Genomic DNA, 13,579 nt, shown 5'->3' on the forward strand with positions numbered 1-13,579 from the left:
GTTTCCCCATGTGAGAGTAGGTCATTGCCAGGCACCTAATAAACAAAGAACCCCAGTACCGAAAGGTCCTGGGGTTTTTTGTTTTTTGGTAGCAAGGAGACTTCTGAGCGAATGCCCATGTGACCACAGATGCACCGAAGGTGCGCTGGGGAGGCGCCAACGGCGTCGCGAAGCGATTACGAACACCGTTCGTAACCTATTGTAGGTCATTTCGAACTTCGTACAGGATCTCTGCCAAATCCATCGCGGCCTTTGCAAGACCGCTCCAACGGTTTTAAAAAAGATCTCTGCCAACGTCAACAGCGGATGACAGGCTGAAGGCCAGTCACCGTAGCTTCGTAGTGAGTTAAGCACACCAGTGACTGGCTTTAGCCTGTCATCTGCTGTCCAATTACGCGCCCAACCTTCCCGGCCTTCGCAAGACCGCTCCAACTACCCCCTCAAATGCTTGGCAAAGAATTCTAGGGTTCTCTCCCATGCCAGCTCTGCTTCAGCTTCGCTATAGCGTGCTGTCGAGTCGTTGTGGAAGCCGTGGTTTACACCTGGGTAGGTATGAGCGGTATAGGTTTTACCAAGCTTATCCAATATAGGCTGGTAGTCGACCCAGGTTCCATTCACGCGCTTATCCAGTTCTGCAAAGTGGAACTGTAATGGAGCAGTGATCTTCTCAAATCCGTCTTCAGCAGGCGTTCCATAGAAGGGAACACCGGCGTTCAAATCTGATCCTAGATCGATCGCTAGTTGATTGACTAGGTAGCCACCAAAGCAGAATCCAACCATACCCAGTTTGCCACTGCTGAACTCGTGATTCTTAATAAACTGAGCGGCTGCAATGAAGTCTGCAACGATTTTGCTTCGCTCTAACGTACGCTGCATTGCGCGGCCTTCGTCATCGTTGCCTGGGTAACCACCCAATGGATAGAGAGCATCGGGTGCAAAGGCGATATAGCCTGCTTTGGCCAGACGTCTAGCGACGTCCTCGATGTATGGATTCAAACCACGGTTCTCGTGGGCAACCAGTACGGTCGGCGCATCATTCATCTCATCGACCCCTGCTGGAACAACTAGGTATCCGCGCCCTTTTCCATGGCCTTCAGGCGACTCGAACTCTACATATCTCCCTTTGATTTCGGGATCATTGAATGAGACCTGTTCCGCCAGGGCGTAGTTTGGTGTCAGTGCTGTCGTCATTGCGCCAAGGGTTAATCCTGCAATGCCTAAAGTGCCTAAGCGCGCTAGGAAGGTGCGTCGGTCAATATCACCGTGTGCATATTCGTCGTACCAATCAAACGCGACCTGAGGAATGGTCAGCGGGGTTTGTTCTTTTTGTTGCATATCCATGGTTGCACTCCTGTGCTGATGATTTACAGATACTCTTTTGCCTATGCGTCGGTTTCTTACTACTGGAGCAAACTCTATAATGAGTCTCTTATTTATAGCTTAGGATTTTGAAATGCGCCTAATGATATTTTTATTAACGGCCCTGCTTGTGTCGGGCTGCGTGCCATTCGTTCCGTTTATCTAATTCTAATATGCCATCAGATTTCACTATTAATCGCTTCACCACCGAGTTCTCACCGTCTGAGGACCGAATTCGAATGGTGGTCGAAGAGAGTCAGCAGCAAACGATTGTCATTTGGCTAACGCGTCGTCTTTTGGTGCGCCTCATTGAGGCGATGGTTAAAGCGATTGAATCAGAGACAGTGGGGCGTCCTGAGTCGGATACTCTTCAATCATTTACTCAACACCGTGCTCAACAAGCTCAGGTCGAAGAGGCACCTGTTAAGGCGATAGAGGGCAGTTCTGAGTGGTTAATCAATCGTGTTGATCTGAATGTCTCGCATGAGCAACTGACGTTAAAGCTATTCTGTGATGAGGAGTGTGCCACTCTTGCCATGCCTCGTGTTAATGCTCGTCAGTGGCTAAATATTATGCACCGGCTATTTGAGGTCGCTGAGTGGCACTATGATAAATGGCCTAGTTGGCTTCAGCAGTCCCCCTCAGTGACTCAGCCGGCCCTGGTCCATTAAGACCGCGTCAAAATTCCATTAACAGTTTATTTACTATGCTCGCATCCATTAACGCCCTGCTACCCGATTTGCTGACCGTATCAGAATCTTGGTTTCTAATTGTGCTTTCAGGCTTTACCTCGCTGCTAACGGCAACGCTTGGCATTGGTGGCGGCGCGCTGTTGCTAGCGGTCTTGGCGCAGATAATGCCGCTTGCTGCACTGATTCCGGTGCATGGATTGGTCCAATTTGGCTCTAATTTTAATCGTGCACTGCTGACTTGGCGCCATATTGATCGTCCATTGATCGCTCAATTTATGGCGGGTGCCGTCATAGGAGCGGTGATTGCGTCGTTCATCGTCGTTCAGTTGCCCCTGACGTGGATTCAAATTGCGGTTGGCCTATTTATATTATGGATCGTTTGGGGGCCTAAACCGAAAGGGGGTGGTCTCTCTCCAAAAGGGGCAGTTGTAGCAGGTGGGTTAACCACGATTATCTCGATGTTTGTTGGAGCAACCGGCCCTTTAGTCGGAGGGCTTGTCTACCGCACTGGAGCGGATAAGCTATCGAAAGTAGCGACAATGGCCGCTGCATTGACGGGGCAACATCTATTAAAGGGTGTTGTGTTCGCGTTTGTTGGATTCTCATTTCTTGAGTGGCTGCCCCTCATCTCATTGATGATCCTATCGGGCGCAATAGGCACTTGGGTCGGACTCAACATTCTGCACAAGATCTCTTCTGATCTCTTTAATCAGCTGTTTCGACTGGTCATTACTCTGCTTGCGCTGCGATTACTGTGGCAGGGGATCGAATCGTTTTTATGGCATTAACACCAAACCAGCCGCGGCCGTTAATGCTGTTGCGGTGAAACGCGCCAACCACTTAGTGTTTGACTCATCAGCGAGTTTTTTCTGTAACCAGCGGCCACCCGATGCATAAGCAATTAACGCACCGATCTCTATCACAATAAACGTCCCGCCCATGACAGTAACCTGCTCGGCGATATTGGCTGTTGGATCCATAAATTGTGGAAAGAAGGCGGTGAAGATCAGGATCAACTTAGGGTTGGTTGAGGCGACGATCGCTTCTGATCGAGCCATCTCCCAGATTTTTGTCTCTTGTGCATCGACACTGTTCAGGTTGACCTGTGCACGGAGTGATTGCCAGGCCATGTAGAGCAAGTAAGCGGCACCGATTAGCTTCATAACAAAGAAAGCGTGTTCGCTCAGTGCAAGCAGCGCTTCTAGGCCATAAGCAAGCAGAACCAGCATCACCACCATGACGGGTAGACGCGCAAGACCGGCAACTGATGCAGCAAAGAGTGAAGTGCGTGTCCCATGTATCAGTGCTATCAGGTTATTGGGACCAGGGAAAAAGTTCATCCCGATACAGGCTGGAAGGAATATCCACCATTGAGCTTCGTTCATATCTCTCCCTATTTCCCTAAAGAGTCGGTTAACAGCAGGTAAGCTATTGTCCACATAGTAAGGGCTACGAGGCAATCTAATACGCGCCAAGCCAGTGGATTGGCAAACAGAGGTGTAAGCGCTCTCGCACCGTAGCTAATGGTTAAAAACCAGAGCAGAGAGAAACTGGATGCACCGGCTGCAAACCAATAAGTGTCTAGGCTGTCATAACGCCCTGCAATGCTGCCCAGTAGTACCACAGTATCTAGGTAGACATGGGGGTTAAGCAGGCTTAAGGCTGCGGTTGCCATCAATGCTGTAGAGAGGCTGCTAAAACCTGCGCTTTTATTAGCTTGTAGAGTGTTGCTTTTGAGTGCCGACAACCCTGCTTTGCATCCATAGAGTATCAAAAAGGCAGCACCGCCCCAGGTAACCAAGGTTAAAAATAGCTCGGAGCGATTGATTAAAGCACCCATGCCGGCGGCACCCGCAAAAATTAACAGGGTATCGATCAATGCGCAGGTGAGGGCAATCTGCCAAAAGTAGTGCTGCTTAACTCCTTGGGTTAATACAAAGGCATTTTGAGCACCAATCGCAGCGATTAAGCTCGCTCCGGTAATGGCACCTGTAATGTAAGCAGTCGGTAGCAATGTCATAGTCGGTCCAAACCAAAAGAAGCCACGGAGTTCGTGGCTTCTTGATGGCTATCCTATCTAAGCGATCGCTTAGAACGGGATGTCATCATCAAAGTCATCAAACGCAGGAGGCTGCTGTTGCGGGGCTTGTTGTTGCGGCGCCTGCTGAGGCGCTTGTTGACGCGGTGCACTTTGCTGAGGTTGTTGGTTGTAACCCATATCGCCGCCCTGCTGTTGGTAACCGCCGCCCATGTTGTCGCCACCGCCATTTCGGCCATCTAGCATCTGCATTTCGCTCGCTACGATTTCAGTAGTGTAGCGATCTTGGCCATCTTGACCCTGCCATTTACGGGTACGCAGTGCGCCTTCAACGTAGACTTTTGAACCTTTGCGAAGGTACTCACCAGCGATCTCAGCAAGGCGGTTAAAGAATACAATGCGGTGCCACTCGGTACGTTCGTTCATTTGCCCCGTGTTCTTGTCTTTCCAAGAGTCACTGGTTGCCAGTGTGATGTTGGTCACCGCACCACCGTTTGGCATGTAACGAGTCTCTGGGTCACCACCAATGTTACCCACTAGAATTACTTTATTAATACCGCGTGCCATTCTTATCTCCGCACAAAAACTTTAATCAATTTAGGTTACTTTAACAGATCAAAAGCGGCGATTCAGCCGTAATTGCAATCTACTTATCTGTCGTATTGAACTGCATGATATAGTACTCGTTTTTTCACGGCCGGAGCAGTAATGGACACAATTCTGGTACGCGGTGCGCGCACCCATAACCTTAAAGGGATCGATCTAGAGATACCCCGCGATAAGTTAGTCGTAGTCACCGGTCTATCGGGATCTGGTAAGTCCTCACTTGCCTTCGATACGCTCTATGCTGAGGGACAGCGACGTTATGTCGAGTCACTCTCTACCTACGCGCGTCAGTTCCTATCGATGATGGAAAAACCCGAGGTGGACCACATTGAAGGTCTCTCGCCGGCCATCTCTATTGAGCAGAAGTCGACCTCCCACAACCCGCGTTCAACGGTCGGTACCATTACTGAGATCTATGACTACCTGCGCCTTCTTTACGCTCGTGCGGGTGAACCGCGTTGTCCTGATCATGATCTACCTCTAAAGGCGCAAACTATCAGTCAGATGGTCGACCAAGTGTTGGCACTGCCAGAGGGGTCTAAACTGATGCTACTGGCACCTGTTGTGCAGGATCGTAAAGGCGAGCATCTGCACACTTTGAATGAGTTAAGAGCCCAAGGCTTTGTTCGAGCTCGTATTGATGGCACGGTTGTTGATTTAGATGATGTCCCGGCGCTCGATAAGAACAAGAAGCACCGTATTGATGTGGTCGTAGATCGTTTTAAAGTGCGATCTGACCTACAGCAACGTCTTGCTGAGTCGTTTGAAACCGCCATCAATCTTACCGACGGTCTGGCAACGGTTGATTGGATGGATGAGGGTGCGGGCGAAGAGATGATCTTCTCTGCGCGTTTTGCTTGTCCTAAGTGTGGGCACTCCATTCAAGAGCTAGAGCCGCGCCTCTTCTCTTTCAACAACCCACACGGCGCTTGCCCAAGCTGCGATGGTTTGGGGGTTAAGCAGTATTTTGATCCCAACAAGGTTGTTCAAGATAACACTCTGACGCTCTCTGAAGGGGCAATTCGTGGTTGGGATCGACGCACGCTTTACTATTTCCAACAGCTTAAAGCAGTTGCCGAACACTACGGCTTTGATATCGATACGCCGTTTAAGGATCTGTCTAAAAAGCATCAAGAGGTGATCCTCTATGGCAGCGGTACTGAGACAGTACCATTCCGCTACCTGAATGATCGTGGCGATATCGTCTCTAAATCACACGCTTTTGAAGGGGTTATTAATAACCTTGAGCGTCGTTATAAAGAGACTGAGTCAGACATGGTGCGTGATGACTTAGCGAAGTACATCAACATGCAGCCTTGTCCGAGTTGTTCTGGCAGTCGTCTGCGTCGTGAAGCGCGTCACGTATTCATCGATGACAAGACACTGCCAGAGCTTGTACGTTACCCCATTGGTTCAGCATTGGACTACTTCAATGGCTTGAAGCTAGAGGGAAAACAGGGCGAGATCGCAGAGAAAGTGCTGAAAGAGATCCGTGAACGACTCAGCTTCCTTGTCAATGTCGGACTTGATTACCTCTCTCTAGAGCGCAGTGCAGAGACTCTATCAGGCGGCGAAGCTCAGCGTATTCGTCTGGCCAGTCAGATTGGTGCCGGTCTAGTCGGTGTGATGTACATCCTAGATGAGCCCTCTATCGGTCTGCACCAACGCGATAATGAGCGTCTTTTGAAGACGCTTGAGCATCTACGCGACCTGGGTAATACCGTGATTGTCGTTGAGCACGACGAGGATGCGATCCGCCAAGCTGATCATATTATTGATATTGGTCCTGGTGCCGGTGTACACGGTGGCGAGGTTGTTGGTTCTGGAAGCTATGAGGATATCGTTAACAGTGAGCGCTCACTTACTGGTCAATACCTCTCCGGCAAGCGTGCCATTGAGGTGCCCAAGCAGCGCCATGAGCGTGATCCTAAGAAGTCGCTCAAACTGTTTGGGGCCTCTGGTAACAATCTGCAAAACGTCGACCTAGAGATTCCGGTTGGCCTGTTTACCTGTATCACCGGTGTATCGGGCTCTGGTAAGTCGACACTAATTAATAATACGCTCTACCCGATTGCGGCAACGGAACTGAATAACGCGACGACCTTAACGCCAGCTCCGTATAAGAAGGTGGTCGGTATGGACCACTTCGATAAGGTGATCGATATCGATCAGAGTCCAATCGGTCGTACCCCTCGTTCAAACCCTGCAACTTACACCGGTATCTTTACTCAAGTACGTGAGCTGTTTGCCGGTACCCAAGAGGCTCGTTCACGTGGCTACAAACCTGGCCGATTCAGCTTCAACGTTAAAGGCGGACGCTGTGAAGCCTGTCAAGGTGATGGTGTTATTAAGGTAGAGATGCACTTCCTACCGGATGTGTACGTGCCCTGTGATGTTTGTAAAGGGAAGCGTTACAACCGCGAAACTCTGGAAGTTCAGTACAAGGGTAAAAACATCCACGAAGTGTTGGACCAAACGGTTGAGGACGCACGAGAGTTCTTCGATGCTATCCCAGCCTTGGCTCGCCGACTACAGACTCTGATCGATGTCGGCTTGAGTTACATCCGATTAGGCCAAGCGGCAACGACCCTGTCTGGTGGTGAGGCGCAGCGCGTTAAGTTGGCCAAAGAGCTCTCTAAGCGTGATACGGGAAAAACACTCTACATTCTCGATGAGCCGACGACTGGTCTGCACTTCTATGATATTGAACAGTTGTTGACTGTTCTCAATCGTCTGCGCGATCACGGCAATACCATCGTTGTCATCGAGCACAACCTCGATGTGATTAAAACGGCGGATTGGATAGTCGACTTGGGGCCTGAAGGTGGCAGTGGCGGTGGCCGTATTGTCGCTGAAGGAACCCCTGAGCAGGTGGCTGATACTCAAGGGTCCGAGACAGGGCGTTTCCTGAAACCGATGCTCTAAAACCGACAGCTACAAAAAAGCCGGCACATCTGCCGGCTTTTTTATGTCGCTTGAGATCAGTCCAGCTGACTAAGATCGCGAACGGCACCCTTATCTGCTGCCGTAACGAGTTTCGCGTAGGCTTTTAGCGCTGCAGAGACTTTACGAGGACGCTCTTTAGCAGGCTTCCATCCCGCAGCATCTTGAGCTGCGCGACGAGTCGCTAGCTCTTCATCGCTGACAAGCACATCGATGGTGCGATTCGGAATGTCGATACGAATCATATCGCCATCTCGAACAAGACCGATGTTACCGCCACCAGCAGCTTCTGGTGAGACGTGACCGATCGATAGGCCTGAAGTACCACCCGAGAAACGACCATCAGTAAGTAGAGCACAGGCTTTACCTAGACCCTTAGACTTGATGTATGACGTTGGGTAGAGCATCTCTTGCATGCCTGGGCCACCCTTAGGGCCTTCGTAACGAACAATGACAACGTCACCCGCTTTGACCTGGTCGTTTAGGATGTGATCAACCGCTTCGTCTTGAGATTCGGTGATGTGTGCGGGTCCTTCAAACACAAGGATCGAGTCATCAACACCGGCTGTTTTCACAACACAACCATCTTGAGCTAGGTTGCCGAACAGTACCGCTAGGCCACCCTCTTGAGAGAAAGCGTGCTCTACTGAACGGATACAACCCTCGGCGCGATCCCCATCAAGAGATGGCCAGCGCGTCGATTGAGAGAAGGCTTGTTGAGTTGGAATGCCGGCAGGACCCGCTTTGTAGAACTCAACGACTTCCGGTGTTGGATTACGCATGATGTCCCATTTGTCGAGCACTTCAGCCATATCTTTACCAGCTACGCTTGGAACGTCGGTGTGTAATTTGCCGCCACGATCGAGCTCACCCAAAATGGCCATGATGCCACCCGCACGGTGTACATCTTCAATGTGGTATTTAGGTGTATTTGGCGCCACTTTACAGAGCTGTGGGACGACGCGTGAAAGACGATCGATGTCAGCCAATGTGAAGTCGATCTCTGCCTCTTGAGCAATCGCTAGAAGGTGAAGAATGGTATTGGTAGAACCGCCCATTGCGATATCCAGCGTGATCGCGTTTTCAAAGGCTTTGAATCCAACGCTACGAGGTAGAACGCGTTCGTTGTCATTCTCGTAGTAGTCCTTTGCCATCTCAACGATGCGGCGGCCTGCCTCTAGGAAGAGGTTTTCACGGTCAGCGTGGGTTGCCACGACCGTACCGTTACCTGGTAGAGCAAGACCTAAAGCTTCTGCCAAACAGTTCATCGAGTTGGCCGTAAACATACCAGAACAAGAACCACAGGTTGGACAGGCTGAGCGCTCAACGGCGTCTACTGTCTCATCGGAAGCCGTTGGATCGGCTGCCAGTACCATTGCATCGACTAGATCGAGTTTGTGCTCTGCTAGTTTTGTCTTGCCGGCTTCCATTGGGCCGCCGGTGACGAAGATAACAGGGATGTTCAGGCGCATAGAGGCCATCAACATTCCCGGTGTGATCTTGTCACAGTTAGAGATGCAGACAATGGCATCGGCACAGTGTGCGTTCACCATGTACTCCACTGAATCGGCGATGATGTCACGGCTAGGTAGAGAGTAGAGCATACCGTCGTGGCCCATCGCGATGCCGTCATCGACGGCAATGGTGTTGAACTCTTTTGCAACACCGCCCGCACGTTCGATCTCACGTGCGACTAGCTGCCCCATGTCTTTTAGGTGAACGTGGCCGGGAACGAACTGAGTAAATGAGTTGGCTACGGCAATGATCGGTTTGTGAAAGTCATCATCTTTCATGCCAGTTGCACGCCAAAGCGCGCGGGCACCAGCCATATTGCGGCCAGCGGTGGATGTTTTTGAACGGTACTGTGGCATCGTCTTCTCTCTTTTGATTACGCCAAAAAATTATCCACTCAGTATATCAGATTGAACGAAATGATCAGCTTAAAGACTTGTTCGCAGGTTCCTTATTCTGAGTAGGGTTTTTTACCGATTCAGACTCAATTAATATGTGCTGAGTTATTCTAATAATCATTGTTCTATCCTCGTGTTTGGAGGAGTGTTTGAAACACTTATTTTTGTTGATGTTGAGCCCCGTGTTTTTGGGGTTTTCTGTTGCTAGTGCCGCTGATAAAGAGGCCGTGGCCGATGCGGTTACTGCTGTTGTTGAAGCAGATGTTACTTCGCCTGAAGCCGTTGCAATTCCTGAAGGTGTCATTGATCCTGTTGTCACCCCTGAGTCGACCAGTGCCGCTGAAGTGAGTGTGGCTGATGTGCAATTGCCCTTTGATCTTAAGGCTGCAGCTGATCTGGCCATCGACACATTCGGTGGTGAAGTGGTGAAAGCGGAAGAGACACCGGACGAAGCTGGACTGCTTCTTTTCACTATCCGTATTGTTAACGAAGGGCGTGTTAAAGACGTCGTTATTGATGCAGCTAATGGTGACATTATTAAGCCTCTTGAAGAGCCGCTTGCTGCAGAAGCTGAATCGGATACGGTAACCGAGGATGTTCCTGTAAGCGAGAAAGCTCCTTTAAGTGAGGAGGCTGCACAGTGAAAATACTCGTCGTTGAGGACGATCCGGATCTACGTCGTCAGCTAGTCAGCGGTCTATCGGGTCGTGCTTATACTGTAGAAGATTGCGGTGATGGTAACGAAGCGCTCTACCAGGGCAGTGAGTTTGAATACGATCTTGCGATTGTCGATATTGGCCTACCCGGCATGTCAGGCCTTGATGTTATTCGAGGCTGGCGTAAAGCGCAGAGACAGTTTCCTATTTTGATTCTTACGGCACGCGGTGATTGGCAGGATAAGGTAGAGGGGTTAGAAGCGGGCGCTGACGATTACCTTGTTAAACCTTTTCACATGGAAGAGCTGAATGCGCGCGTGAATGCACTGCTTCGTCGTGCAGCTGGTCACGCCTCCCCGCAGATGACCTTTGGCCTCATTACTTTGGATACGGTCGCACGTGCCGTATTTGTTAATGGCTCAGAAATTAAACTGACCAGCTATGAATACCGCACATTGGAGTACCTAATGGTGCACGCCGGTAAGACAATCTCTAAAGCTGAGTTGACTGAGCATCTCTACCATCAAGATTACGATCGCGACTCCAATGTGTTGGAAGTGTTTGTTCGTCGTCTTCGTCAAAAACTGGATCCTGATCAGACCTTGCATCCGATCATGACCGTCCGAGGTCTAGGCTATCGTTTTGCTCTGGAAGCCTCTGAATAAGTTCTTTTCGGGCATCAAATGGGTGCCCGGATCTCTGCAGACTCGACTCCTTTGGGCGTCGATTGTGCTGCTCCCTATTCTGATTATTTTCGCCGGTGCAGCACTGCAGAACGCCTACGAGAGCAGTCTGTTTGCATCGGAGCGCTCCCAAGCGCAACTGCAAACCTATGGTATTTTGGGGTCCGCTGATCTGGTGGAGGGGGAGCTCGTCCTACCACGCCGCCTTCAAGAGCCGCGTTTCAGTCAGGTCCAATCTGGATTATCAGGGCTGGTGTTCGATGCTCAAGGTCTATTGCGTTGGCAGTCTGAGTCGAGTGCACTGCTCGAAGAGCAGTTTCTCATTCAGGTTTCAACCATCCAGCCGGAGCCGGGCAGTAGTCGATTTCAGCACTTAAAAGATCAAGGATTCTACCTCTACGTCTACCCACTGGTTTGGGAGATTGAAGAGAAGGAGTTTCGTTACACCATCGCGATAGTGAGTTCAGATGCGGCCGCGATGGAAGAGCTGCTAGCCTTCCAACGCCAGTTGTGGGGTTGGTTATTAGCGGTCTACTTGCTGGCTCTTTTGCTGCAGTTCTTTATTCTTCGTTGGGGTCTGAAACCCTTGGATGATCTTGCGGACGACCTCTCTATGATTGAGCAGGGTGATGCGGAGAAGCTTGAAGGTGTCTATCCCTATGAGGTGGAGCGTATTACCAAGAACTTGAACCGCCTGATCGAATCCGAGCGCTCGCAACGAGAGCGCTACCGCAACACCCTAGGCGACCTTGCACACAGTCTTAAAACACCACTGGCAGTGATTCGTGGTGCCGGAGAAGAGCAACACTCGCAATCGAGCTATAAACGCTTGGTTGAAGAGCAGAGTGATCGCATGACTCAGATTGTGCAGTATCAATTGAGCCGTGCGGTGAAGTCTAAAGAGCAGGCTATGACAGGCGCCACCAGCCTGCTGTTGTCGGTCGATCGTATTGTTAATGCACTTGGCCGGGTCTATGCCGCAAAAGAGATCGATGTCGAGCGTGAAGGGTTAAATCATTTCTTCGCGGGTGATGAACGAGATCTGATGGAGATGCTGGGTAATCTGATTGAGAACGCCTTTAAGTATTGTGATCATCAGGTTCGTCTCTCTGCGACGCAAGAGCAGCAGTGGTTAGAGATTGTTATAGAGAATGATGGCCAAGCTATCTCGACAGAGGAACATCAGGTTGTCATTGAACGAGGTGCTCGTCTCGACACCTCTCGACCTGGTCAGGGCATAGGTTTAGCCGTTGTGACGGATATTGTCAGCAGTTACAACGGGGGTATCGAAATAGCGCAGTCGGAGCTTGGCGGAGCCCAGATTAGACTCCGCCTTCCGGCTGGTGAGGAGTGATTACTCCAAGATTTTAAAGAAGACTTTTGAGTTTCTTTGAAAGTTATAGAGCGCCTGACGTTCAGTGGGTAGTGCGCTTAAATCGCGCTCTACAAAGCCTCTCTCCAAGAACCAGTGTGCGGTTCTTGTTGTCAGTACAAACAACTCTTTAAGGCCAATGGCTTTAGCTCGCTCAGTAATGTGCTCAAGCAGACTATCACCACGTTCACCACCACGATACTCATCACTGACGGCTATTCCGGCAAGCTCACCAACGCCCTCTTCATGGAAGGGGTAGAGGGCGGCACAGCCAATGATCGCATTATCTCGTTCAATGACAGAGAAGCGCTCAATTTCAGATTCGAGCAGCTCTCTAGAGCGGCGCACCAACACACCGGCCTGCTCTAGAGGGGCGATAAGATCAATCAGACCGCCGACATCATCGATGCTCGCTTCCCTGACCTGCTCATAGGAGTGGCGGCTGACCATTGTGCCGTAACCGTCTCGGGTGAACAGTTCCGTTAGCAGTGCACCATCCTCTTGGTAGCTCACTAGGTGACAACGTGGCACACCACGCTCACAAGCATCGGCCGCGGCACCAAGCAGACAAGCGATCTCGGAGTGTGGTTGAGTCGGGTCATCAATATTCGCTAAATAGTGCGAAACCAGACGTTTAGCCGTCGACGCGAGCAGTTCACTGCGTAACTCGCCTTGGCTATCACGTATACCCTGCTGTGCGCCAAACAGCACAAGTTTGTCGGCGTTCAATGCTGTCGCTACATTCACTGCGACCTCCTCAACCGATAGGTTGAAGATCTCTCCAGTCGGTGAGTAACCCAGGTTGGTCACCAGCACTATGTTCTCTAGGGCTAACTGCTGCTGAATCGCTTCACTGTCGACGCGACGCAGCTCGCCGGTTAATCCCATGTCCACGCCATCAAGAACACCCAGCGGTTTAGCCATAACAAAGTTGCCACTAACAACACGTATTTTGGCGCCGTGCATCGGTGTGTTGGCAAGGCTCATAGAGAGGCGTGCTTCAAATTCGGTTCTGACATTGGCCACGGCATCAATGACATCACCCATTAGGTCGGGTGAGGTAATACGCTGATCGTGGTGCAGTCTAACCTCTTTGCCGGCAGCTTGAAGGCGTTGATCAATTTGTGGGCGCGCACCGTGCACCAGAACGAGCTTAACACCTAAGCCATTCAGCAGCGCAATGTCATGAATAATGTTAGCAAAGTTGTCGCTGGCAACGGCTTCACCCGTCAGCATCATCACCATCGTTTTATCACGATGATGGTGGATGTAGGGTGATGAGTGCCTAAACCACTTCACATAGTTCGATGAGCTATCCAT

At 50.6% G+C, this 13,579-nt stretch carries 12 protein-coding genes; 6 read left to right on the forward strand and 6 right to left on the reverse strand.

Annotated elements, in window-relative coordinates:
• Positions 1 to 432: 432 nt before the first annotated feature.
• A complete protein-coding gene (locus XMD564_RS06665) occupies positions 433 to 1,341 on the reverse strand; it encodes a dienelactone hydrolase family protein (protein WP_173495564.1) in 909 nt (302 codons plus the stop codon).
• A gap of 191 nt (positions 1,342 to 1,532) precedes the next feature.
• Between XMD564_RS06665 and XMD564_RS06670 the strand changes: the two genes are divergently transcribed.
• The gene (locus tag XMD564_RS06670; protein WP_173488962.1) at positions 1,533 to 2,030 is read left to right on the forward strand and encodes a hypothetical protein; all 498 of its coding nucleotides are present in this window, start codon (positions 1,533 to 1,535) and stop codon (positions 2,028 to 2,030) included.
• Between the two features lie 35 nt (positions 2,031 to 2,065).
• Positions 2,066 to 2,839: a sulfite exporter TauE/SafE family protein gene (locus tag XMD564_RS06675; RefSeq protein ID WP_173488963.1), complete on the forward strand. Its 774-nt coding sequence runs from the start codon at positions 2,066 to 2,068 to the stop codon at positions 2,837 to 2,839.
• Here XMD564_RS06675 and XMD564_RS06680 read toward each other — a convergent pair.
• The 3 genes from XMD564_RS06680 to ssb form a co-directional block, all read right to left on the reverse strand.
• Entirely contained in the window at positions 2,828 to 3,436 is a 609-nt protein-coding gene (locus tag XMD564_RS06680; RefSeq protein ID WP_173480025.1) for a LysE family translocator, read from the reverse strand. The genes XMD564_RS06675 and XMD564_RS06680 overlap by 12 nt on opposite strands.
• 8 nt (positions 3,437 to 3,444) lie before the next feature.
• The gene (locus XMD564_RS06685) at positions 3,445 to 4,071 is read right to left on the reverse strand and encodes a LysE/ArgO family amino acid transporter (RefSeq protein ID WP_173482818.1); all 627 of its coding nucleotides are present in this window, start codon (positions 4,069 to 4,071) and stop codon (positions 3,445 to 3,447) included.
• Between the two features lie 69 nt (positions 4,072 to 4,140).
• Positions 4,141 to 4,656: a single-stranded DNA-binding protein gene (gene ssb, locus XMD564_RS06690; protein WP_173480027.1), complete on the reverse strand. Its 516-nt coding sequence runs from the start codon at positions 4,654 to 4,656 to the stop codon at positions 4,141 to 4,143.
• Positions 4,657 to 4,797: 141 nt separating this feature from the next.
• On the opposite strand from ssb, the gene uvrA reads away from it, so the two are divergent.
• Positions 4,798 to 7,620, forward strand: a complete 2,823-nt coding sequence (gene uvrA / locus XMD564_RS06695) for an excinuclease ABC subunit UvrA (RefSeq protein WP_173508018.1) — start codon at positions 4,798 to 4,800, stop codon at positions 7,618 to 7,620.
• A 56-nt stretch (positions 7,621 to 7,676) separates the two neighbouring features.
• Here the strand turns inward: uvrA and ilvD are convergent, their stop codons facing one another.
• Positions 7,677 to 9,509, reverse strand: coding sequence for a dihydroxy-acid dehydratase (ilvD, locus tag XMD564_RS06700; RefSeq protein WP_173488965.1), 1,833 nt, complete (start codon positions 9,507 to 9,509; stop codon positions 7,677 to 7,679).
• Between the two features lie 188 nt (positions 9,510 to 9,697).
• Here ilvD and XMD564_RS06705 point away from each other — a divergent pair, with 188 nt between their 5' ends.
• The 3 genes from XMD564_RS06705 to XMD564_RS06715 are packed head-to-tail and all read left to right on the forward strand — an operon-like array spanning position 9,698 to position 12,241.
• A complete protein-coding gene (locus tag XMD564_RS06705; RefSeq protein ID WP_173480030.1) occupies positions 9,698 to 10,192 on the forward strand; it encodes a PepSY domain-containing protein in 495 nt (164 codons plus the stop codon).
• The gene (locus XMD564_RS06710) at positions 10,189 to 10,869 is read left to right on the forward strand and encodes a response regulator transcription factor (RefSeq protein WP_173508019.1); all 681 of its coding nucleotides are present in this window, start codon (positions 10,189 to 10,191) and stop codon (positions 10,867 to 10,869) included. The genes XMD564_RS06705 and XMD564_RS06710 overlap by 4 nt, the downstream gene beginning before the upstream one ends.
• Positions 10,847 to 12,241, forward strand: coding sequence for an ATP-binding protein (locus XMD564_RS06715; protein WP_254442888.1), 1,395 nt, complete (start codon positions 10,847 to 10,849; stop codon positions 12,239 to 12,241). Before XMD564_RS06710 ends, XMD564_RS06715 begins: the two co-directional genes overlap by 23 nt.
• Here the strand turns inward: XMD564_RS06715 and argA are convergent, their stop codons facing one another.
• Entirely contained in the window at positions 12,242 to 13,579 is a 1,338-nt protein-coding gene (gene argA, locus XMD564_RS06720; protein WP_173480032.1) for an amino-acid N-acetyltransferase, read from the reverse strand.

The organism is Marinobacterium sp. xm-d-564 (genome assembly GCF_013283345.1).
Lineage (GTDB): Bacteria > Pseudomonadota > Gammaproteobacteria > Pseudomonadales > Balneatricaceae > Marinobacterium_E.

Excerpts from the sequence above, each read along its gene's own strand:
- XMD564_RS06665 (WP_173495564.1), bottom strand. The coding sequence starts at position 1,341 with ATGGATATGCAACAAAAAGAACAAACCCCGCTGACCATTCCTCAGGTC.
- XMD564_RS06670 (WP_173488962.1), top strand. The coding sequence starts at position 1,533 with ATGCCATCAGATTTCACTATTAATCGCTTCACCACCGAGTTCTCACCG.
- XMD564_RS06675 (WP_173488963.1), top strand. The coding sequence starts at position 2,066 with ATGCTCGCATCCATTAACGCCCTGCTACCCGATTTGCTGACCGTATCA.
- XMD564_RS06680 (WP_173480025.1), bottom strand. The coding sequence starts at position 3,436 with ATGAACGAAGCTCAATGGTGGATATTCCTTCCAGCCTGTATCGGGATG.
- XMD564_RS06685 (WP_173482818.1), bottom strand. The coding sequence starts at position 4,071 with ATGACATTGCTACCGACTGCTTACATTACAGGTGCCATTACCGGAGCG.
- ssb (WP_173480027.1), bottom strand. The coding sequence starts at position 4,656 with ATGGCACGCGGTATTAATAAAGTAATTCTAGTGGGTAACATTGGTGGT.
- uvrA (WP_173508018.1), top strand. The coding sequence starts at position 4,798 with ATGGACACAATTCTGGTACGCGGTGCGCGCACCCATAACCTTAAAGGG.
- ilvD (WP_173488965.1), bottom strand. The coding sequence starts at position 9,509 with ATGCCACAGTACCGTTCAAAAACATCCACCGCTGGCCGCAATATGGCT.
- argA (WP_173480032.1), bottom strand. The coding sequence starts at position 13,579 with ATGGATAGCTCATCGAACTATGTGAAGTGGTTTAGGCACTCATCACCC.